At 40.2% G+C, this 21,220-nt stretch carries 20 protein-coding genes, 2 tRNA genes and 1 other annotated feature; of the genes, 16 read left to right on the top strand and 6 right to left on the bottom strand.

All coding sequences use genetic code 11. The features are described 5' to 3' along the window. Positions 1-3: 3 nt before the first annotated feature. From hslV to priA, 3 genes are all read right to left on the bottom strand, one after another. Positions 4-522 (bottom strand): ATP-dependent protease subunit HslV, encoded by a 519-nt coding sequence (gene hslV / locus PAUR_RS01680; protein ID WP_119861768.1) that lies wholly within the window; start codon positions 520-522, stop codon positions 4-6. Between the two features lie 78 nt (positions 523-600). Continuing rightward, a complete protein-coding gene (locus PAUR_RS01675; protein WP_192506099.1) occupies positions 601-1,152 on the bottom strand; it encodes an SPOR domain-containing protein in 552 nt (183 codons plus the stop codon). 6 nt (positions 1,153-1,158) lie between these two features. Beyond that, positions 1,159-3,330: a primosomal protein N' gene (gene priA, locus PAUR_RS01670; RefSeq protein WP_192506098.1), complete on the bottom strand. Its 2,172-nt coding sequence runs from the start codon at positions 3,328-3,330 to the stop codon at positions 1,159-1,161. A 227-nt stretch (positions 3,331-3,557) separates the two neighbouring features. Between priA and rpmE the strand changes: the two genes are divergently transcribed. After that, complete coding sequence (gene rpmE / locus PAUR_RS01665) at positions 3,558-3,770, top strand: 50S ribosomal protein L31 (RefSeq protein WP_010366427.1); 213 nt, start codon at positions 3,558-3,560, stop codon at positions 3,768-3,770. 560 nt (positions 3,771-4,330) lie between these two features. Next, entirely contained in the window at positions 4,331-5,584 is a 1,254-nt protein-coding gene (locus tag PAUR_RS01660) for a malic enzyme-like NAD(P)-binding protein (protein ID WP_192506097.1), read from the top strand. Between the two features lie 85 nt (positions 5,585-5,669). Here PAUR_RS01660 and PAUR_RS01655 read toward each other — a convergent pair whose 3' ends face one another. After that, positions 5,670-8,120: a penicillin-binding protein 1A gene (locus PAUR_RS01655; RefSeq protein ID WP_192506096.1), complete on the bottom strand. Its 2,451-nt coding sequence runs from the start codon at positions 8,118-8,120 to the stop codon at positions 5,670-5,672. Positions 8,121-8,253: 133 nt separating this feature from the next. Here PAUR_RS01655 and PAUR_RS01650 point away from each other — a divergent pair, with 133 nt between their 5' ends. From PAUR_RS01650 to PAUR_RS01610, 9 genes are all read left to right on the top strand, one after another. Then, positions 8,254-9,333, top strand: coding sequence for a pilus assembly protein PilM (locus PAUR_RS01650; RefSeq protein ID WP_192506095.1), 1,080 nt, complete (start codon positions 8,254-8,256; stop codon positions 9,331-9,333). Next, positions 9,321-9,893 carry a PilN domain-containing protein gene (locus PAUR_RS01645; RefSeq protein ID WP_192506094.1) on the top strand — a complete coding sequence of 191 codons (573 nt, stop codon included), beginning with the start codon at positions 9,321-9,323 and terminating at the stop codon, positions 9,891-9,893. Before PAUR_RS01650 ends, PAUR_RS01645 begins: the two co-directional genes overlap by 13 nt. 22 nt (positions 9,894-9,915) lie before the next feature. Further along, positions 9,916-10,521 carry a type IV pilus inner membrane component PilO gene (gene pilO / locus PAUR_RS01640; RefSeq protein ID WP_192506093.1) on the top strand — a complete coding sequence of 202 codons (606 nt, stop codon included), beginning with the start codon at positions 9,916-9,918 and terminating at the stop codon, positions 10,519-10,521. Continuing rightward, positions 10,521-11,060, top strand: coding sequence for a pilus assembly protein PilP (locus tag PAUR_RS01635; RefSeq protein WP_192506092.1), 540 nt, complete (start codon positions 10,521-10,523; stop codon positions 11,058-11,060). The genes pilO and PAUR_RS01635 overlap by 1 nt, the downstream gene beginning before the upstream one ends. Then, complete coding sequence (locus PAUR_RS01630; RefSeq protein WP_404821656.1) at positions 11,029-13,125, top strand: type IV pilus secretin PilQ; 2,097 nt, start codon at positions 11,029-11,031, stop codon at positions 13,123-13,125. Before PAUR_RS01635 ends, PAUR_RS01630 begins: the two co-directional genes overlap by 32 nt. Before the next feature lie 162 nt (positions 13,126-13,287). Continuing rightward, positions 13,288-13,806: a shikimate kinase AroK gene (gene aroK / locus PAUR_RS01625; RefSeq protein WP_192506091.1), complete on the top strand. Its 519-nt coding sequence runs from the start codon at positions 13,288-13,290 to the stop codon at positions 13,804-13,806. A gap of 26 nt (positions 13,807-13,832) precedes the next feature. After that, the gene (gene aroB / locus PAUR_RS01620) at positions 13,833-14,903 is read left to right on the top strand and encodes a 3-dehydroquinate synthase (RefSeq protein ID WP_192506090.1); all 1,071 of its coding nucleotides are present in this window, start codon (positions 13,833-13,835) and stop codon (positions 14,901-14,903) included. Further along, positions 14,903-16,306 (top strand): AAA family ATPase, encoded by a 1,404-nt coding sequence (locus tag PAUR_RS01615; RefSeq protein WP_192506089.1) that lies wholly within the window; start codon positions 14,903-14,905, stop codon positions 16,304-16,306. The genes aroB and PAUR_RS01615 overlap by 1 nt, the downstream gene beginning before the upstream one ends. Before the next feature lie 51 nt (positions 16,307-16,357). After that, positions 16,358-17,191: a Dam family site-specific DNA-(adenine-N6)-methyltransferase gene (locus PAUR_RS01610; RefSeq protein WP_192506088.1), complete on the top strand. Its 834-nt coding sequence runs from the start codon at positions 16,358-16,360 to the stop codon at positions 17,189-17,191. Positions 17,192-17,212: 21 nt separating this feature from the next. On the opposite strand, the gene PAUR_RS01605 is transcribed toward PAUR_RS01610, so the two are convergent. Continuing rightward, the gene (locus tag PAUR_RS01605) at positions 17,213-17,392 is read right to left on the bottom strand and encodes a DUF2970 domain-containing protein (protein ID WP_192506087.1); all 180 of its coding nucleotides are present in this window, start codon (positions 17,390-17,392) and stop codon (positions 17,213-17,215) included. Positions 17,393-17,409: 17 nt separating this feature from the next. Continuing rightward, positions 17,410-17,715: a hypothetical protein gene (locus PAUR_RS01600; RefSeq protein ID WP_192506086.1), complete on the bottom strand. Its 306-nt coding sequence runs from the start codon at positions 17,713-17,715 to the stop codon at positions 17,410-17,412. A gap of 186 nt (positions 17,716-17,901) precedes the next feature. Between PAUR_RS01600 and rpe the strand changes: the two genes are divergently transcribed. The 5 genes from rpe to PAUR_RS01575 all read left to right on the top strand — a co-directional run bounded on the left by rpe (position 17,902) and on the right by PAUR_RS01575 (position 20,948). Then, positions 17,902-18,585, top strand: coding sequence for a ribulose-phosphate 3-epimerase (gene rpe / locus PAUR_RS01595; RefSeq protein WP_192506085.1), 684 nt, complete (start codon positions 17,902-17,904; stop codon positions 18,583-18,585). After that, entirely contained in the window at positions 18,582-19,250 is a 669-nt protein-coding gene (locus tag PAUR_RS01590; protein ID WP_192506084.1) for an HAD-IA family hydrolase, read from the top strand. Before rpe ends, PAUR_RS01590 begins: the two co-directional genes overlap by 4 nt. A 22-nt stretch (positions 19,251-19,272) precedes the next feature. Beyond that, positions 19,273-20,277 carry a tryptophan--tRNA ligase gene (trpS, locus tag PAUR_RS01585; RefSeq protein WP_192506083.1) on the top strand — a complete coding sequence of 335 codons (1,005 nt, stop codon included), beginning with the start codon at positions 19,273-19,275 and terminating at the stop codon, positions 20,275-20,277. Positions 20,278-20,522: 245 nt separating this feature from the next. Further along, positions 20,523-20,655: a sequence feature (16S ribosomal RNA rRNA prediction is too short), on the top strand. A 90-nt stretch (positions 20,656-20,745) separates the two neighbouring features. Next, positions 20,746-20,822: transfer RNA gene (locus tag PAUR_RS01580), tRNA-Ile, on the top strand. Positions 20,823-20,872: 50 nt separating this feature from the next. Beyond that, positions 20,873-20,948: transfer RNA gene (locus tag PAUR_RS01575), tRNA-Ala, on the top strand. Positions 20,949-21,220: the final 272 nt, after the last annotated feature.

Here is a 21,220-nt window from a genome sequence, read left to right as displayed (position 1 = left end):
CTCTTACAATTCTTCGATGGTTTGGAAATTGTTGGTAAATACGCAAATATCGCCTGCAATCGTAAGGCTTTTCTCAACAATTTCAACGGCGCTTAAATCGGTATTTTCTAATAATGCAGTGGCTGCCGATTGGGCAAAGTTACCGCCACTACCAATTGCGATTAAGTCGTTTTCGGGCTGAACAACATCACCGTTACCTGTGATGATCAAGGAGGCGGTTTCATCAGCCACAGCAAGCAATGCTTCTAACTTACGCAGAGCTCGGTCACTACGCCAATCTTTAGCCATTTCTACAGCCGCTTTGGTGAGGTGTCCTTGATGCATTTCAAGTTTACTTTCAAAGCGTTCAAATAGAGTAAAAGCGTCTGCGGTACCGCCGGCAAATCCAGCAAGTACTTTGCCGTTATATAAACGGCGTACTTTGCGGGCGTTGCCTTTCATTACGGTATTACCAAGTGATACTTGGCCATCTCCGCCAATAACAACTTTATTGTCACGACGGACGCTTACGATGGTAGTCATAGTATTCCTTAATAGAGAGGCTGTGTGTGCCTCGTATTAAATTTAATTACAACATAGATGAGGGCGATTGGACTAAAATCAAGTCCAGCCCCATATAGCGCAGCCAATAATATGGATGCGCTTTAGTTTATTCTTGTCACTTTCGGCTTTACGTTTGCTATCGTATGGCCCCAGACGTACGCGGTACCATACGCCGTTATTGCCTTCTGTTCGCTTTATTTCCGCAATTAAGCCTGCGAAGGCCATTTTGGCTTTCAGCGCTTCGGCTTCTGGATATGTTCTCAGCGAGGCACACTGCATTTGATAAGGACCGTTACGCTTAATTTCTTTGACGTCGACCTTGACTTCATGATTTCTTATCTCTTCTAGAAACTCAGGATCCCTTGGCTTTTCTGGGGCTGTGTCTATCTTCTTAGCGACCGTTTTTGGCATTTGTGCTTGATTGACTTGCTCTGGGTCAGCATTGGTTTTGATATACCACAAGCCATATGTGAACCCAGTAATTAAAATCACTGCGGCGATACTTAAAAAAACAGGAAAAGGTTTACGCTGTGATACTTGCGCATTCTTCTTGTTTTTAGCGCTCTGACGAGTTTTTGGTTGTCTATTTATATAGTCGTGCTGTGCCATAAATTACTAATAGGTATCCATAGGATCGATGTCAATGCTCCACCGAACTCTATTTGCAAGCTTATGTTCACTAATATAGCTCAAAAGCTGTGCAAGATAGCGATGCAAAACAGGTCGTTCGGGGGCTTGTATGTGTAATTGGTATCTATACTTACCGGCAACACGCTCCATCGGAGCTGGAATCGGCCCGAGTAATTGTATACCAGAGTATGGGGTTGCAGGAACTAAATCAGTTAAAAAGTCTATTACCAATTTAGCATTAGTACCCTCTACCCGTACTAATGCTAAATGAGTGTAGGGAGGAAGTTCTACTTCTTGCCGTTCTTTTAGCGCATAACGTGCAAAATCTTGGTAGCCATTATTCACTAAATCTTGGAGCAAAGGGTGATCAGGAAAGTGGGTTTGTAATAACACAGTGCCGGGTTCTCCGCTTCTGCCAGCCCGGCCCGCCACTTGTGTAATTAATTGTGCCATATGCTCTGTGGCGCGAAAGTCACTTGAGTATAACCCTCCATCGACATCCAACATGACAACTAGATTAACATCGGCAAAATGGTGACCTTTTGCGAGCATTTGTGTACCTACCAAAATGCGACTTCCACCGGCATTAATATCAGCTAAGGCAGTTTCTAAAGCGCCTTTTCTTCTAGTTGAATCTCTGTCTATTCTACTTATCGGCGTATCAGGGAAGTGACCCTTTAAAAAATCTTCAAGTTGCTCAGTACCTAAGCCTACAGGCATAATTTGGGTGCTACCACAATCTGGGCATTGTGCAGGAACATAGCTTTGCTGTGAGCAGTGGTGGCATACTAATCTTGCCATCGCTTTGTGAAATGTTGTGCTAGCACTGCAATGAGTGCATTGACTTAACCAGCCACACTCGTGGCATAGCAAGGTGGGGGCATAACCTCTGCGATTTAGAAAGACCATCACTTGTTTCGCACACGCTAACGTGCGTTCAATGTGCTGAAGCGTGGATGGTGCAAACCCTCCTTGTTCAATTTGGCCTTTCATATCAATTAGTAAAAATTGGTTTGCTACTTTTGTTTCTGCTCTTTTTGATAATGTGAGCAGTTGAAATTTATTATTAATTGCTTTATGCAAGGTCTCAAGTGCCGGAGTTGCGGTGCCGAGAATTAGGGGAATATTTGCGTGGGCACTGCGATATACTGCTAAGTCCCTTGCGTGATAGCGCAAACCATCTTGTTGTTTAAAAGAACTATCATGTTCTTCATCGACGACCATCATACCCAAATTTTTAAAGGGTAAGAAAATACTTGAACGAGTGCCGATAACGAGTGCACAACTGCCTTGCTCCGTTCTACGCCATACGTGTAAGCGCTCATTATCCGTTAAGTTTGAATGCCATAAATCAATGGGTGTATCAGGAAAGCGTCGTCGAAATCGATTCACTGTTTGCGGTGTTAGACCAATCTCAGGTACTAACACAAGTGCTTGACGGCCTGAGTTAACTATTTTCTCTAAACATTGTAGGTACACTTCAGTCTTACCACTGCCGGTAATGCCTTCGAGTAAAAATGTACGATAACCTTGTTGCTGGTTAATAACACTAAAGGCGGCTGCTTGTTCTTCATTCAGTCGGGGTTTTGAGTTTATTGTTCTAGGCGCTTGCGTCCATTTCGTATCATGTTCTAAAGATTTTTCGACGAGTGCTTTCTCTTGTAAAGCGTCAATTTGTTGTTTTGTAAATCCCAAGGCTTTGAGCTCTGTGACACTTGATGCACCAGAACCCGCTAGTTGAGAGAGTAGTGCTTGTTGTTTTTTTGAACGGAGCTTGGGTAACTCAGCACCTTTAGCTGTTAATGTTACAGTGGCTACGGTGGTTTTGTCAGGGTGTTCACCACTGCGTAATGAGGCTGGTAAAGCGGTAAACAATGTCTCACCTAAAGGGTGACAGTAGTACTGTGCGGTGAAACGCAAAAGCTCGATATGCTGAGCTGATAAGATGGGGTAGCAATCGATAATACGCGCAATCGGTTTAATTTTATTGGCTGGGACGTTGGAATGGTTTTTGAGTGCCACAACCAACGCTACTAAAGTTCGATTAGCAAAGGAAACTTCTACACGGCAACCGACAGTTACAGTTTGGGCTTCGATTAGTAAGTAATCAAAGGTACGTGGGAGCGGGACTTTAATGACAACTTCGACAAAGGACATTGCAAGCTCGTATCTAAATGGGTGATGCTAATTTACTAGAGAGGGACCTAAAAACCCAGTTTAAACTGGGGAAAAGCAGGTGAGTGTACAAAATTTAGTAAAATAGTGTATTTATTGCTTGTGGATCGTGCTTTAGTTACTTAAAATACGCGTCCAATTATTTGTATAACTACGTATGGTGCCAAACTTCGGGTTTGGAGAGCGATACGGCCTAACCAGAGGTTGCTATGAAAGAAGGTATTCACCCTAAGTATGAAACGATCAATGCATCTTGTTCATGTGGTAACAAGTTCGCAACTCGTTCAACTCTATGTAAAGACATTCACTTAGACGTTTGTTCTGAGTGTCACCCGTTCTATACTGGTAAGCAAAAAATCTTAGACACAGGTGGTCGTGTTGACCGCTTTAACAAGCGTTTCGGTTCACTTAGCAGTAAGTAAGCAAAGACGTTTGAAAAAAAAGCACCTACGGGTGCTTTTTTTATATCTTTTATTTATATCTCTTTTCGATAAAGTTTAAGCTCGAATTTTTATTGTCTATATTCACTATTGAATTCACGACATTTCATTTTTTATCAGTTGCTTCTATATTCCTAAATAGTGCCGTAAAGTATTTTGCGTACCTTGGTGATTTTTTTGCATAATAATTCGAAGAGTAGCGACGTTTTTAATGGTTATTTTGTTGTTAAAGTTCATTAAGATCTTCTAAAAGATGTAAAAATGCTATTTTTTGGATTTTATTAGCTTATTTTGCTATTCGTCTCTTTTTTGGGTTGTTTTTCATTCGATATGAGTGATGATTTACTTATTTTTAAGCGAGTAAGAACGAATAAATGTAGATAAAGTAAGTTAAATACCAGTAAAAGTCAGAGAAAATGCTTGTAAAGTGTCATCACAGGATAGACCTGATATTGCTTGAATATATTTGCAAACAAGGTATTGTTTACTTAATTGCGGAACTTCACTCTCACTTTTAACTTCTTGCAGGAATATATCGCGTCATGTCAGACTTTCGTGAACAAGCTTTACATTATCATGCTCATCCCGTTCCAGGTAAAATCAGTGTTGAACTGACCAAGCCAGCGGAAACCGTAAAAGACCTCGCATTGGCGTATAGCCCCGGTGTGGCCGAACCCGTGCGCGAAATCGCGGCAGATCCAGCAAACGCTTATAAATATACTGGTAAAGGCAATATGGTGGCCGTGATCAGTAACGGTACGGCTATTTTAGGCCTAGGAAATTTGGGGCCGCTTGCCTCTAAACCTGTAATGGAAGGTAAATCTTTACTTTTTAAGCGTTTTGCGGGGCTTGACTCCATAGATATTGAAGTAAAGCATCGTACAACTGAAGACTTTATTAATACGGTTGCAAACATAGCAGATACTTTTGGTGGTATTAATCTCGAAGATATTAAAGCGCCTGAGTGCTTTGAAATTGAGAAAGCGCTGATAGAACGTTGTGATATTCCAGTGTTTCACGATGACCAACACGGTACAGCAATTGTAACTGCAGCCGGTATGCTTAATGCCTTAGAGATCCAAGGAAAAAACATTCAAGATGCTATTATTGTGTGTCTTGGTGCAGGAGCTGCGGCTATTGCCTGTATGGAGCTGTTAATTAAGTGCGGTGCTCAACGTGAACATATATATATGTTAGACCGTAAAGGTGTTATTCATACGCGTCGTGATGATTTAAATGAATACAAGCAATTATTTGCAAACAACACAGATAAGCGTACGTTACAAGATGTAATCGCTGATGCTGATGTGTTTGTTGGCGTATCTGGACCAGATTTACTCTCAGCTGATGATTTGAAGTTGATGAATGAAAAGCCTGTTGTATTTGCCTGCTCAAATCCTGATCCAGAAATTAATCCTGAATTGGCACATAGTGCTCGCAAAGATTTGATTATGGCAACCGGTCGTTCAGATTATCCAAATCAAGTGAATAACGTGCTATGTTTCCCGTTTATTTTCCGTGGAGCATTGGATGTGCGTGCAACAGCGATTAATGACGAGATGAAGATAGCAGCCGTTGAAGCTATCCGAAGTATTGCCAAAGAAGCTGTTCCTGAACAAGTATTAAAAGCGGCTGATGTAGAAAGCTTAGAGTTTGGAGCACAGTATATTATCCCTAAACCGATGGATCCGCGTTTATTGCCACGTATAGCGAAAGCAGTTGCTCATGCTGCGATTGACTCAGGCGTTGCCCAAATAGCTTTGCCAGAAAATTATATGGCAGATCTTGAAGCGTAGTAAATGATTGATGTTGTATGTAAAAAGCCAATCTTATTTTGATTGGCTTTTTATGTTTATGCAGCTCTATTTTTCAATGAGTGAACTAAAATAACTCATCTTGTACAGGTAGAGGCTCATCAAATGGCGTACTAGATCCAGTATCTAATACATATTTTGTGGGGGCAGTGCCTGATTCAAAATATTCAAAACGACTGGTGAAATCATTTTTGTGGCTGAGCAAGCCGGTTTTTAAATCTATACGTACCGAAATTAACCCAGGCGGCGGGTCTATCGGTGCGAGGGGTTCATTCACCAGTGCAGAGCGCATGAATTCAATCCAAGCAGGCTGCGCTGAAATAGCGCCGGACTCAGCGCCTACAAGTTGGTTTTTACCTAAACTATTATTGTAGGCCGCTCGACCTAATGGTTTGCTAGCATCATCGAATCCCACCCATACAGTGGTAAGCACATTTTGGTTAAATCCACTAAACCATGTGTCGATTGCTTCGTTGGTTGTGCCTGTTTTACCAGATAAATCACGGCGTTTTAGATTTTGAGCGCGCCAACCGGTACCTGTCCATCCTGTTTTATGTCGCCAGCTACCTCCACCCCAAATAGCACTATGCATGGCACTAGAGACTAAAAACGCATTTTGTTCAGTAATAACTTGCGGTGCACAAAGGTGTGTCTGCATATCTTGTTGTTCTTCATCACATGCGATTAAGGGCTGGGCAGTGCCAAGTGTATTTCCGTAGGCATCTTGAATTTCACTAATGAAATAAGGATCAATTAAATGACCTCTGTTGGCAAAAGTGCTCATACCTCTGGCCATTTCAAGCGGAGTCATGGCTGCGCTACCCAGCGCCAAGGACTCGCTCCGATTAATATCTTCATCTTGGAATCCAAATTTTAATAAATGGTCGGCACTTTCTTGTAACCCTACGCCACGCAAAAGGCGAACTGACACAACATTTTTGGATTGTGCTAATGCACGGCGAATACGAATTGGACCACTGTAAACATCTGGGCTGTTCCTAGGTCTCCATGAGTATCCTTGGGTTTTATCCCAGTGATTTATAGGGGCATCATTAATAATCGTAGCAAGAGAGTAGTCACTTTCAAGGGCTGCCGAATAAATAAAAGGCTTGATGTTTGAACCGACCTGTCTTTTTGCTTGTGTTGCACGATTGTACTGACTTTGTGCAAAGCTATAGCCACCGACCAATGCTTTGATACGCCCATCTTGTGGATCGAGTGATACGAGTGCGCTGGAAGGCGTAGGGTACTGACTGAGTTGCCATTGCTGATTATGGTTTCTTATCCATATTTGCATACCCGGAGATAAAATGTCGTCAACGGTCTTAGGTGGTAATCCTTGTCGCGTTTGAGAAATGAAACTACGAGCCCAATTTAGTCCACTCCATTCAATCGTATGATAAGCGCCAGCTTTGCTCAAAACTGTTGCTGATTTTTCAGAAATATGGATCACAACAGCCGCCTTCAGTGGCGCAATCTCCTTTACTGTTTTTAAGTAAGATATTATGGCTTGTTCGTTCCAGGGAATATCAATTGTTGGCTGCCATAGCGCTTTTTCTGGTCCTCGGTAACCATGGCGCATATCATATTTATGCAGGTTGTTAACGAGAGCACGTTGGGCTGCAGCTTGAATATCAGACTCGACACTGGTAAAGACTCTAAATCCACTATTATAGGCTTTATCTGTACCGTAGCGTTCTACCATATATGCGCGTACCATTTCAGAAATATAAGGCGCATATAGTTCTATTTCAGCGCCATGACGGCGCGCAGTAATTGGTGCTTCCCTCGCTTTATGATAAGTAGCTTGATCAATGTAGTGCTCTTTAAACATACGACCAAGCACGACATTTCTACGTTGTTTTGCGCGAGTTGGGTTGCTAATAGGGTTGAGGGCTGAAGGCGCTTTTGGAAGCCCTGCTATCATAGCCATTTGAGCGAGTGTGAGTTCACCTAACTCTTTACCATAATATACTTGTGCTGCAGCACCAATACCAAAGGCTCTATGACCGAGTTCTATTTTATTAAGGTATAAAGCCAATATCTCGTCTTTACTTAGTAATTGTTCAATATGTAGCGCGATGAAAATTTCTTTCACTTTACGAATGTATGCTTTCTCCCTTGTTAAGAAGAAATTTCTTGCTAGCTGCATGGTAATCGTACTCGCGCCTTGCTTCTTTTCACCAGTACTTACTAAAACAAGAAATGAGCGCACAATCCCTATGGGATCGATGCCGAAGTGCTCGTAAAAGCGATTATCTTCAGTTGCGAGTATGGCATCAATAAGCGGTTGGGGAATATCCTCAATGCGTACGGGAATACGCCTTTTTTCACCGAATTGATTTATTAACTTACCGTCTTTGGTAAATACTTGCATCGGTGTTTGTAATTGTACCTCTTTAAGCACTGCGACACTGGGGATATCTGATTTGACATAGTAATAAAGACTGATTAATGTTAATAGACCTAAAATGGTACACGCGATGAAAAACTGTATAGCTCTCTTCAATATAGTCACGGAATATTCCCTAGTTAGGCTCCCAATTATAGGTAGACACTGCTAGTATATCTGAATAAAAAATGATTAATAACTATTGTACGTATAATTATAACTCGTTCATACATAAAACAAAGGATATTAGGCGACAGGCATGCTTAGCAAATTATTCAAAAAACAAGCGCCGATGATGTTCGGTATCGATATTGGCTCACATTGCGCCAAAGCGGTACTGTTATCACAATCTAATACTGGTTTTAGGGTTGAAGCGGTTGCAATAGAGCCTGTCCCAAAAGGTGCAATGTCTGAACGTGCGATCCAAGATATTGAAGCGATAGGCCGTGTTATTAGCAAACTTAAAAAGCGTTTACCCAAACATACACAGTATGCAGCAGTCGCAGTATCAGGTCAAAGCGTCATTACGAAAGTAATTTTCATGGATGTTTCATTAACTGATGCTGAATTAGAGTCGCAAATTGCGATAGAAGCCGATAGTTTGATACCTTATCCCTTGGATGAGGTTAGCCTAGATTTTGAAAAGATCTCTGTTAATGAAGCCGATCCGTCGAGAGTAAATGTACTGTTGTCAGCAGCGCGTACTGAAAGTGTGCAAGCACGTGTTAACGCGTTAGATGATGCAGGTTATAAAACAAAAGTTGTCGATGTAGAAAGTTATGCGCTTGGACGTTCTTTAGATGTTTTGTATGGGCAATTGCCTTCCGATGCATTTGATAAAGTGGTTGCGGTGATTGATATTGGCGCTGTGATTACGTTAGTGAGTGTGATTCAATCTGGAAAAGCGATTTATACAAGAGATCAAGTGTTTGGTGGAGAGCAGTACACAAATAGTATTGTTGCCTATTACAATAAAAGTTTCGATGAAGCTGAAATTGCTAAAACGACCGGAGATTTACCCCCTAACTATACTTTTGAAGTACTTGCCCCTTTTCAGACTGCGTTATTGCAGCAAGTAAGAAGAGCTGTACAAATGTTCATGACGACTAGCGGTAAAGATCACGTAGATTATGTAGTACTAACAGGAGGAACTTCGCTGGTTGAGGGGTTGGACAGATTGTTAGTGGATGAATTAGGTATTCATACCATAGTGGCTGATCCATTTGCGGATATGGAAGTATCGCCAAAGGTAGACCGTAATGTATTGCAACGGCACCGAGCGCAGTTTGCTATAGCGACGGGTTTGGCACTTAGGAGTTTTACATCATGCCACATATAAATCTACTTCCGTGGAGAGAACAAGAACGACAAGCATCACAGCAGAAGTTTTTGACAATAATAGGCTTAATTATCGGTGTGGTTTGTTTAGTGATGTATTTCATCGGTGCGTTTTACGATAGTCTAACCACAGGGCAAAACATTAAAAATAATTATTTAAAAGCGGAGATCTCTAAGTTAGATACGCGAATTATTGCGATCAATGATTTAAATAAGCAGAAAAACAATTTGCAAAGACGCATTCGTTTGATTGAAGAATTACAAAGTAATCGAAATTTGGGTACTCAAATAATAGATGAAATTACGCGAGTAGTACCTGCAGGTGTGTACCTTACAAGCTTAGAGCGAAAAGGTAACTTATTGAAAGTTGTGGGTAGAAGTGAGTCAAATAATCGACTATCACAAATGCTGAGACAAGTTGAAGCATCATATTTATTGGAACGACCTATCATTCAAGGTATTGTCGCTGGTGAGCAACGGTCGCGTTTATTGAGTGATTTTAGCATGCATTTTTATGTAAAGTCATTTCAACAAATTGAAGATTCTCAGCGTGGAAAGTAACTTTAGGGTGGCAATATAAACTGTGAATTTTGACTTGAAATCTCTACAAGATATTGATTGGAATGAAATTGAGCTAGACAATATCGGTGAATGGCCTTTTGTCGTTAAAGTTTTATGCTGTGTCATAGTCGTCGTAATTACTTTTGTGGTCGGATATAGTTTACTTGTGTCTACCTCAATTAGCCGGTATGAAAGCGCGGTTAATGCGGAAGAAGAGTTTAGAACGAGTTATCGTATAAAATATGCTCGCGCAAATAACTTAGATTTATATCGTCAGCAAATGTTAGATATGGAAGCACAATTTTCCCAACTATTACGCCGGCTACCAACGTCGAATGAAACACCAGGGTTATTAGATGATTTAACATATGTGGGTACTTCAAGCGGCTTAACATTTTTGAAAATAGGGTGGCTGCCTGAAGTCAAGAAAGAGTTCTACACTGAATTACCGATTAAACTTGAAATAGTAGGAACTTACCATGAATTTGGTAAGTTTGTTGGGAAGGTGGCTCAGTTACCTAGAATAGTGAGTTTGCACGATTTTCAGATCGAAAATGCGGGTAATAATGATTTGGTATTTAGTGTGATAGCCAAAACGTATCGTTATGAACAGGGGGAGCGTAAGTGATGTATCGTTTACCATGCTTATTTTTTAGTACGCTACTATTATGTGCATGTAATGATGATACTGCTGAACAAAAAGAATATATCGATCAAATACAGGCGAGTGCAACGCCCAAAGTTGAGCCTATTCCAGAAATGCGAGAGTTTATACATTTTGCTTATGATGCGGAAAATTTGCGCAGCCCTTTTGTGGCACCAGAGCCAGAAGTAATAGAAAGTAAAATGGTGCAGATACGAAATTGTCTGCATCCTGATCCGAATCGAGCCAGAGATCCATTGGAAAAATATCCATTGGATAACTTAGAAATGAAAGGCACAATTGCCACAACTAATGCCACATGGGCCTTAATTAAAGCATCAGATCAAGGACTATATAGGATTAAGCAAGGCCAATATATGGGGTTGTATCATGGTGAAGTGGTTAGTGTGAATCCTGATCATATCGAGTTATTAGAATTAATACCCGACGGTACTGGTTGTTGGAAAGAACGGTTAACAAAAGTAGAAATACATGAATCAGAAGAAACCGGTACAAGTGAATAACAATAAAGGTAACACTATTATGGCTCGCAAGGGTTTGAATTTTTGGTTAAACGCAACGTTTTCTGTGGTCCTGTTTACTTTTTCTGGGTTGGTTCAAGCTGTTCCTATGCTTTATGACGTTCGCTATAATCCAGTGCCAAATGATGAAACGGAATTACAATTTGTTTTTGATGAGCAATTAGATATAGAGCCAGTAGTTAAAGTATTAAATTCACCGGCTAGATTAGAGTTGTTTTTTCCTGATGCAGAATTTGAAGAAAGTTTAAAATTACTTGAGGTAAATAAAGCGGGCATAAAACGCATTGAAAGCAATATGGGTAAACAGGGCTTCTCCGTGACGGTTGTTATGGACAAGTTAAAGCTTTATAAGGTCCGAGTAAAAAACAATTTAGTTTATTTACAGGTTTCAGAAAACCCGATTGCGCTCGAGACGTTAGACCCTGCAAGTGACACTGTTGCAACACACATTAATACAATCCAGTCGATTGACTTTCGTCGCGGAGAAAGAGGTGAAGCTAAAGTATTTGCTTTTTTAGAAAGTGGGCATGCTGCAATTGATGTGCAAGAACGAGGCGGGAAGATCATAGCTGATTTCCACCATACAGCGATCCTTGATGAGCATTTATATGAACTGGATGTATTAGATTTTGGTACTGTTGTTAGTAAGGTTGAAACCTTTAAAGAAGAAAATAAAACGCGTTTAGTGATTGAGCCAAACGCAGCATTTAAATATACCTACCAGCAATTAGATAGTATTTTTACTTTAACGGTAGAAAAAGATAATGAACAGCAGGTGTTTGGAGAAAAGAAAAATTATCAAGGGCAGCCAATTACACTTAATTTTCAGGATATCCCTGTTCGTTCAGTGCTACAGATTATTGCAGACACAAATAACTTCAATCTAGTAACGAGTGATTCGGTCAGCGGCAATATTACACTGCGTTTAGATGGGGTACCTTGGGATCAGGCACTTGATGTGGTTTTACGAGTAAAAGGACTAGATAAGCGGATGGAGGGGTCAATTTTAATGGTTGCGCCTTCAGAAGAGTTAGCTGCACGAGAAGCGAAAGAATTACAAGCACGTAAACAAGTCGAAGAGTTAGAGCCTTTGTACAGCGAGTATATCCAATTAAATTATGCGAAGGCAGAAGAATTTGCGGATTTGTTAAAAACGGATATCAACAGTATCATTAGTGAACGAGGGAGTGTATCTGTCGATAATCGTACAAATACGTTGTTGATTAAAGATAGCGCAAGAAGTATTGAAAGTATTCGACGCATGGTTGAGACATTAGACGTACCAGTAAAGCAGGTACGTATAGAATCTCGTATGGTAACGGTTAAGGACAACGTACAAGAGGATATAGGAATTCGATGGGGGTTTAGTGACCAACAGGGCTCTGATGCGATTTCAGGCTCGTTACAAGGCGCAAATGAGTTATCCAATGGTACTATCCCTGCATTTACAGATCGATTAAATGTAAACTTACCAGTAGCGGGTACTTCGGCAGGTAGAATTGGTGTTCATATTGCAAAATTGGCAGATGGAACGTTAATAGACTTGGAATTGTCTGCATTAGAGCAAGAAAATAAGGGAGAGATAATTGCAACTCCGAGTATTACAACAGCAAACCAGAAGAAAGCGCGCATAGAACAAGGTACAGAAATTCCTTATGTTGAGGCTTCTTCTAGTGGTGCGGCTTCTGTTAGTTTTAAAAAGGCAGTGTTAAGTTTAGAAGTTACACCACAAATCACACCAGACAACAAAATTATACTAGACTTGGTGATTACACAGGACACACGCGGTGATAATGTACAAACGCCAAGTGGACCCGCTGTTGCAATCAATACACAGCAGATTCAGACCCAAGTTTTGGTAGAAAATGGTCAGACTGTGGTGTTAGGCGGTATTTATCAACAGGAAATTACCAGCGCAGTAAGCAAGATTCCGTTGTTAGGTGACCTTCCGTATTTAGGGATGTTGTTTAGAAATACCCGTGAGATTAATGAAAAGAAAGAATTATTGATATTTGTAACCCCAAAAATAATGTTAGATGGTCAGTAATTGACTAATAATAGGTTGATTTTAGGTTCAGTAGATGCTTTTTATACTATTTGACTTGAAATCGTTCACGAATTACTGAGATAATCCCCCCCTTAATTTTGGGGCCAGGTCGTTAGGCGGGGTTTTATTTCAAATTTTAGAGTTCGTTAGTACTAAAAAGATATGGCTGAGAAACGTAATATATTTCTAGTGGGCCCGATGGGGGCTGGTAAGAGCACGATTGGTCGGCACCTTGCTGATCAATTACACCTTGAATTTGTAGACTCGGATCAAGAAATTGAACGCCGTACTGGCGCAGATATTGCGTGGGTGTTTGATCTTGAAGGTGAGGATGGATTTAGAACACGCGAAGAAGGCGTGATTTCAGATCTAACCGAGCTACAAGGGATTGTTTTAGCAACTGGTGGAGGTTCGGTAGTCAGCAAAGAAGTGCGTAACAAGTTATCTGCGCGCGGTATTGTTGTTTACCTAGAAACACCAATTGAAAAACAAGTTGCTCGTACACAGCGTGACAAGCGCCGTCCACTATTGCAAACAGAAGAAGCGCCAAGAGATGTTCTTGAGCGTTTGGCTGAAGAGCGCGAACCACTTTATAAAGAAGTGGCAGATCACATTGTTCGAACAGATGAGCAAAGCGCAAAAGTAGTTGCGAATCAAATAATAGATAAACTAGACTTCTAGTGAAATGACCAATATGAGAGGGATGCATGCTTGAATTAAAAGTGGATTTGAACGAGCGTAGTTATCCAATTTATATTGGTCAGAATCTATTGTCTGATGGGCAGAAATTAAAACACTATGTTGGTACATGCCGACCTGTTATCGTGACTAACCAAACTATAGCACCATTGTATTTGAATGGTTTATTACGTAGTTTAGATGAACACGCCCCCTTACATATTGTTCTACCGGATGGAGAGCAATATAAAACATTAGAGTATTTTGAACAGGTATCAGCCTTTTTGTTGGAAAACAATTGTGGGCGAGACACTTGTTTAATTGCTTTAGGCGGGGGAGTAATAGGAGATCTGACAGGGTTCGTTGCAGCATGTTATCAGCGTGGTATTCCTTTTATACAAATACCAACAACCTTATTATCACAAGTCGACTCATCTGTCGGTGGCAAAACCGCTGTAAATCATCCTCTTGGTAAAAATATGATAGGGGCTTTTTATCAACCAATTGCCGTTTTTATTGATACTGATACACTTCTGACATTACCACCTCGAGAGTTTTCGGCAGGTATGGCTGAAGTGATTAAGTATGGCTTAATTTATGATGTTGACTTTCTAGCCTTCCTTGAAGATAACCATGCAAAGTTAAAAGCGTTAAACGTCGACTCACTGATGCAAGTTATCCATCGTTGCTGCCAAATTAAAGCTGAAATAGTTGCACATGATGAGAAGGAGGCTGGCTTGCGTGCATTGCTAAATCTAGGTCACACTTTTGGTCATGCTATTGAAGCACAGATGGGCTATGGAAAATGGCTGCATGGTGAAGCGGTGTCTTCAGGTATGATGTTGGCTATTAAGTTAGCATATCAACGTGGTGCATTAACGGCTAAAGAAGTTGAAAGAATTGAAGGTTTGTTATCTTTGTATGACTTACCTATTGATATTCCTGATAATATGACTAGTGCTGAATTCTTATTTCATATGCGTAAAGATAAAAAGAATAAGCAAGGCCGCATTCGTTTTATCGTACCAACGAAGTTGGGTAATTGCGCATTGGTAGACGATGTTTCTGATGACGCTGTGAGTACGCTAATAGGGCGCTAATGCAATCTCAAATATTGCCCAGTAGAGCTGCTTTAGTTAATCGAATTGAATTACAGTTTGAATATGGGCAGAATTTGATTTGCTTAATAGGAGCTTCTGGATTAGGAAAAAGCTATTTAGCAGAGTCATTCATTACAGATAAATATGCTGAATTTAATAAAGCATTTATTAAATTATCAGCAAACTCAAAAGATATAGATCTAACAGTTCAATTATTACAGCACAGTTTTCGCTCCCCATTAATTGATCAAACTCTCACCTTAAGTGAGAATTTCGTAAATTTACACAATCATTCTCCATCAGGCCCTTGCTTATGGGTTTTGGATGGCGCGCGACATTTATCTGATGAAATGATCGCGGAGCTACAAAACATAGCAAAACAGGGCATTGAAAAAATATATATTCTTGTCACTGCACAATCACCGATGGTGGTCCCGCAAGCATTGGATTTACATTTAGAGCCACTCTCATTGTCTGAGTCCAAGACGCTAATGAAAATGTTTTTTAAGCAGTTGCCTGTTGATGAAGATCCAATTTTTCAAACCTTTTTGAGTGCATCTCATGGTAACCCTGCAATCTTGTTAGATTGGCAGCCTGAAACGCAACAGTTAGAAAAACCAGGATCCAGTAAATTCATAAAGATGCAGTGGCATTTGACATTGCTGACTGTTTTGTTGGCACTTTTGATGGTTGCTTTTGTGTATCAAAAAGAAATTACGAGCTTGATACCCGAGATGAGTGAGGAAAAAGCAGTTGTTAACACCGTACTGCCAAGTACTCGGATTTTAAAAACACCATTGCATAGTCATGAGTTAATTATAGGTGATGGCAGTAAGACTGAAATATCAGATGATGTTTTGAATGGAACAGCTGGTGTGTCAATCGGTGATGCACTAGAAGTACAAAATAAGACAGAGACGAGTGCAATTTTTTCTGCGCTTACCCACACTCCTCAAAAAGCCGAAGTGGATAAGATTGTGACGGACAATAAACCGAAGCAACTTTCGGTAGCCGTTACGTCTGAACTTAGAAAAGAAGAAAGTGCCGAGTTTTTAGAATTAAATGAGGTGGTTGCGGATGTGGAAAGTGTTAGCGTTGTTGATGACCACTTGAATTTGTTATCTGAGCCTGATTCTAACTGGGTTATTCAATTATTAGCGGTAAAAGATAAAGCAATTGCAGAAGCTTTTATTTCTGCTCATGAGCAACGCGTTAGTGATTTAAAAATTTACGGCACAAACCGAGCCGATGTTGCATGGTGGATAGTTATCCAAAGTGGTTACTCTACCATCGATGCGGCAAAAATAGGAAAAGCGAAATTGCCAAAAGATTTGCTCACTGGACAACCATTCTTTAAAAAGCAGACTAAAATCAAGCAGGAAATTGCTTTGTTCATTCGGTAATTGGTAGATTTTAGTGTAAAATCGCGCAACTTCAAAATAAATAGAGTCAGTATGCAACAAAAGACCCGAGCCTTTTTAAAATGGGCAGGCGGAAAATATAGTCTGGTAGATGGCATAGCGCAACGTTTATCGTTAGCAAGTCAAAGTGCCGATACTCTAGTTGAGCCTTTTGTTGGTGCTGGTTCAGTGTTTTTGAATACGGACTTTAAGCGCTATGTCTTAAACGATATTAATGCCGATTTGATCAATTTGTATAATGAATTGAAGCTCCAACCTGATGAGTTTGTAAGCGATGCTCGTAAACTCTTTGTTGATCTCAATAATCATGCTGATGCTTATTATGACTACCGAAAGCAGTTTAACGCAAGCGTTGATATTTATGAGCGCGCAATTCTTTTTTTATATATGAATAGACATGGCTATAATGGTTTATGCAGATATAATTTAAAAGGCATTTTTAACGTACCGTTTGGCAAGTATAAGAAACCATATTTCCCAGAGAAAGAACTATACACATTTGCGCAAAAGGCACAAAAAGCGACTTTTACGTGTAAAGGTTACGCTCAGGTATTTAAGAGTTTGCCGAATAATGCCGTCGTATATTGTGATCCACCATACGTCCCGTTAAGTAAGACGGCTTCATTTACCTCTTATGCGAAAGGTGGTTTTGATTTGAATGATCAAGCTATTTTAGCCAATTTAGCGGAAGTTTCAGCATTTGAGCAGTCGACTCCTGTTTTGATATCCAATCATGATACTGCTTGGACACGTAAAATCTACAGTCAAGCATCGTTAGATGTTATTCAAGTAAAAAGAACGATCAGTCCAAAAGGTGGGAGCCGAAATAAGGTGAATGAATTAATGGCGCTTTATTGTAAGAGTTAACCATTCTTCCTTTGAAAGAAATTAGTTGAGAATGTAATTAACCAAGACAACAAGTGCGACAACGAACCCCGTAACAAGTGCTATACCAACGACAGCATAAGGTAAAAAAGAGCCAGAATTGAAATCAAACTCATATTTGCCGTGACTTTGTACGCCAAATAAAGCAGCTAATACACTTTGGAAAATGCTGAGTAACTTCATGTCGTGGCAGTCCTTTTTTATAGGTGTGATGTTAACCTATTGCTGTTATCACTCGATTGTTTAGAGCCTAAAAGTAATTCGAGTAAATCCAAGTAATGGAACTGGGCACTGCTACTCTCACCTGTTAGCCATGCGTACCAGCTTGTGTGGGCTTCACGTTTACAGATTAAAGTATTTTGATTTGTGGTCTGAAGTGTTGTATTACAGCCACAATTTTTGTGTTCTGCAAGTACTAATTGAGCATTATCATATGAAATTGCACCTAAAGAAACAATTGCAATCGCTGAAAGCCCAAGCATCCGTGTTTTTAGCCGACTCAACATAATAACTACCCTCACTTACAAGTTATCATTAGATAATACACAATAGATGCTCATAAAACAAACACAATTATTATAGCTTAGTCGATATCAAATTCAATGAAGTCGATTACGCTTATTTTCACTGGGGTCGGAGTAAAAATTGCGGTAAAGTGAACCTGATAATTCGATATATCAGGAAGTATTATAGTGTTTGAAAAAGCAAAATACCTTATTGCTCCGTCTATTCTATCAGCAGACTTTGCAAGGTTAGGTGAAGATGTAGAGCGCGTTCTTAAATCTGGTGCGGATGTTGTACATTTTGATGTTATGGATAACCATTATGTGCCTAACTTAACAATAGGGCCAATGGTCTGCAAAGCGCTTCGGAATTATGGTATTACCGCACCAATCGATGTGCATTTAATGGTTAAGCCTGTTGATAGACTAATTCCCGACTTTGCGAATGCTGGTGCGAGTATTATTACATTTCATCCAGAAGCAAGTGAGCATATAGATCGCACAATTAGCTTGATTAAAGAACATGGCTGCCAAGCAGGATTAGTGTTCAACCCTGCGACGCCGTTACATTATCTTGACCATGTTATACATAAGCTTGATGTCATTTTATTAATGTCAGTAAATCCAGGTTTTGGTGGTCAAAGCTTTATCCCAGAAACGATAAGTAAGTTAAAAAAAGTTAAGACACTTATCAGAAACTCCGGGAGAGACATTCGTCTAGAAGTTGATGGTGGTATTAAAGTAGAGAATATCGCAGAAGTAGCCGCTGCAGGTGCTGATATGTTTGTGGCGGGGTCTGCCATATTTAGCCAACCAGATTATAAAACGGTTATAGAGCAAATGCGTGATGAACTTGCAAAGGTTGGATCATGAGTTATCAAGGTGTGTTGTTCGACCTAGATGGAACGTTAGTTGATAGCGTCGAAGATATGTATATGGCTTTAAACCTGACATTGACTGAGGTAGCCTATCCGATCGTCAGCTACGCGCAAGTTAAAACATGGGTGGGTAATGGCATTACAATATTGGTGAAGCGTGGTTTAACAGGAGACATGCTAGTTAACCCTGAGTTGAGCCAATCACTTGTAGATAACGCAATTGTCCGGTTCAAGGTGCACTATCATGATATTGTGGGTAATTACGCCGCTTTGTATGCACATGTAGAGACAGGTTTGTCTGCGCTGGCGCATTTACCTAAGGCTGTGGTGACCAATAAAGACAGGGCTTTTACCGAGCAGCTTTTAGATAAACTATCACTTAATCACCATTTTGAAGTGCTTGTTTGTGGTGATGATACGGCGAAAAAGCCAAATCCTGAACCGGTTTTAATGGCATGCAAAGCGTTGGGTATTAAACCGAGCGATGCAATAATGATTGGCGATTCGAAAAGCGATATATTGGCGGCCAAAAATGCAGAAGTAGACGTTATCGCCTTAAAATACGGTTATAACCAAGGCTGCAATTTAGAAGATTTTAATCCAGAGTACCTCTGTGAGGGATTCTTAGATATAATCCCTATTTTAACCAAGCGAATTTAATATTTAGATATAAAGGAACATCATGAGCAAACCAGTAGTGTTGAGTGGCATGCAGCCAACAGGTGGTATGACGATAGGCAATTATGTTGGTGCTATTAATCAGTGGCTTAACTTGCAAGAAAATCATGAAAGTTACTTTATGCTTGCTGACCTTCATGCGATTACAGTGCGTCAAAAACCAGAAGAACTTCGTGACCGCGTACTAAATGGAATCGCACTATATGTTGCTTGTGGTATTGATCCCGAAAAAGCAGCGCTTTTTGTGCAATCACAAGTGCCAGAGCATGCCCAGTTAGGTTGGGTACTGAATTGTTACGCCCAAATGGGTGAATTGAATCGCATGACACAGTTCAAAGACAAGTCGGCAAAACATGCAAATAATATTAATGTTGGACTATTTTCGTATCCTGCATTGCAGGCTGCTGATATATTATTATATCAAGCGGCTCAAGTGCCAGTTGGTGAAGACCAAAAGCAACATTTAGAACTCACAAGAGATATCGCTACGCGGTTTAATAACTTATATGGTGATGTGTTTAAATTACCAGAACCATATATACCGGAACTGGGAGCACGTGTGATGAGTTTGCAGGATCCATTAAAGAAGATGTCTAAATCAGATGATAATCCTAATGCGTTTATTATGATGTTAGATGAGCCGAAAAAAATAGAGAAAAAGCTTAAAAAAGCAGTAACGGATTCCGATGAGCAAGCACGTATTTACTTTGATAGAGTAGAGAAGCCAGGTGTATCTAATTTACTGACGTTACTTTCGGTAGCAACTAAGCGCGCTATTGTCGATTTAGTCCCTGAGTATGAAGACAAGATGTATGGCCATTTGAAGAAAGATACCGCAGATGCTGTTGTCGCAATGATTGAGCCGATCCAATCTCGATTCAAAGAGATCCGTGAAGATCAAAGTCGTCTTGATGAGATCATGAGAAGTGGAGCTGAAAAAGCAAGTACGCGAGCTCAAATAACATTAAATGCAGTATATGATGCTGTGGGCTTTATTCCTCGTCCATGATGTCATTTAATATATTTTAATGTAAGCCGGAAAACTGCAAAGTGATCCGGCTTTTTGTTTTATATTTATCTATTAAATAAATGAAGTAGAAATACACTGAAATTTGAGGTTGTTTTTCATACAGAATGATGATGTTAGGCCCATTTTGCTTGTTATTTGCCCGAACTCACTGTTTTTTTGTTTTTATTAAAAATAATAATCGCGGATCAGAATGCCGCGGTGAATACGTTCCCGGGCCTTGTACACACCGCCCGTCACACCATGGGAGTGGGTTGCTCCAGAAGTAGGTAGCTTAACCTTAGGGAGGGCGCTTACCACGGAGTGATTCATGACTGGGGTGAAGTCGTAACAAGGTAGCCCTAGGGGAACCTGGGGCTGGATCACCTCCTTATACGATTTAGAACTTGTTTGTTCGTAGTGTCCACACAGATGATTGCTGAATAGAATTAGAGAACACAAACATTGTTTGGGTCTGTAGCTCAGCTGGTTAGAGCGCACGCCTGATAAGCGTGAGGTCGGTAGTTCAAGTCTACTCAGACCCACCACTTTGCTAACCTTTTAGCTTTGGTATCAAACAATGTCATTCCAGTATTGTGGGGCTATAGCTCAGCTGGGAGAGCGCCTGCCTTGCACGCAGGAGGTCAGCAGTTCGATCCTGCTTAGCTCCACCACCTTACTTTTGAAAGAAAAGCATACTTCAGGTATATCCTGAGTATGAAGTGTGTTTCTCTTTGAGAAGTTAAATTCTCTTGCTCTTTAAAAATTTGGAAAAGCTGATAAATAAATTCTTATAGATATTCGTATCTATAAAGAGTTTTCAAAAGTAAAACAATGCCAATTAATCAATGATTAATTAGCATCTACTTTAGTATTCAATATTAACTTCTGGCGAAGTTTAAACTGTCTTTGACAGTACAACTTAAAACTATTTTGGGTTGTATGG

Origin of the sequence: Pseudoalteromonas aurantia 208, from assembly GCF_014858725.1 — a bacterium.
In the GTDB taxonomy this organism is placed as follows: Bacteria; Pseudomonadota; Gammaproteobacteria; order Enterobacterales; family Alteromonadaceae; genus Pseudoalteromonas; species Pseudoalteromonas aurantia.
Note: the sequence above shows the minus strand (reverse complement) of the source record. Positions and strands in the feature narration are given on the sequence as shown.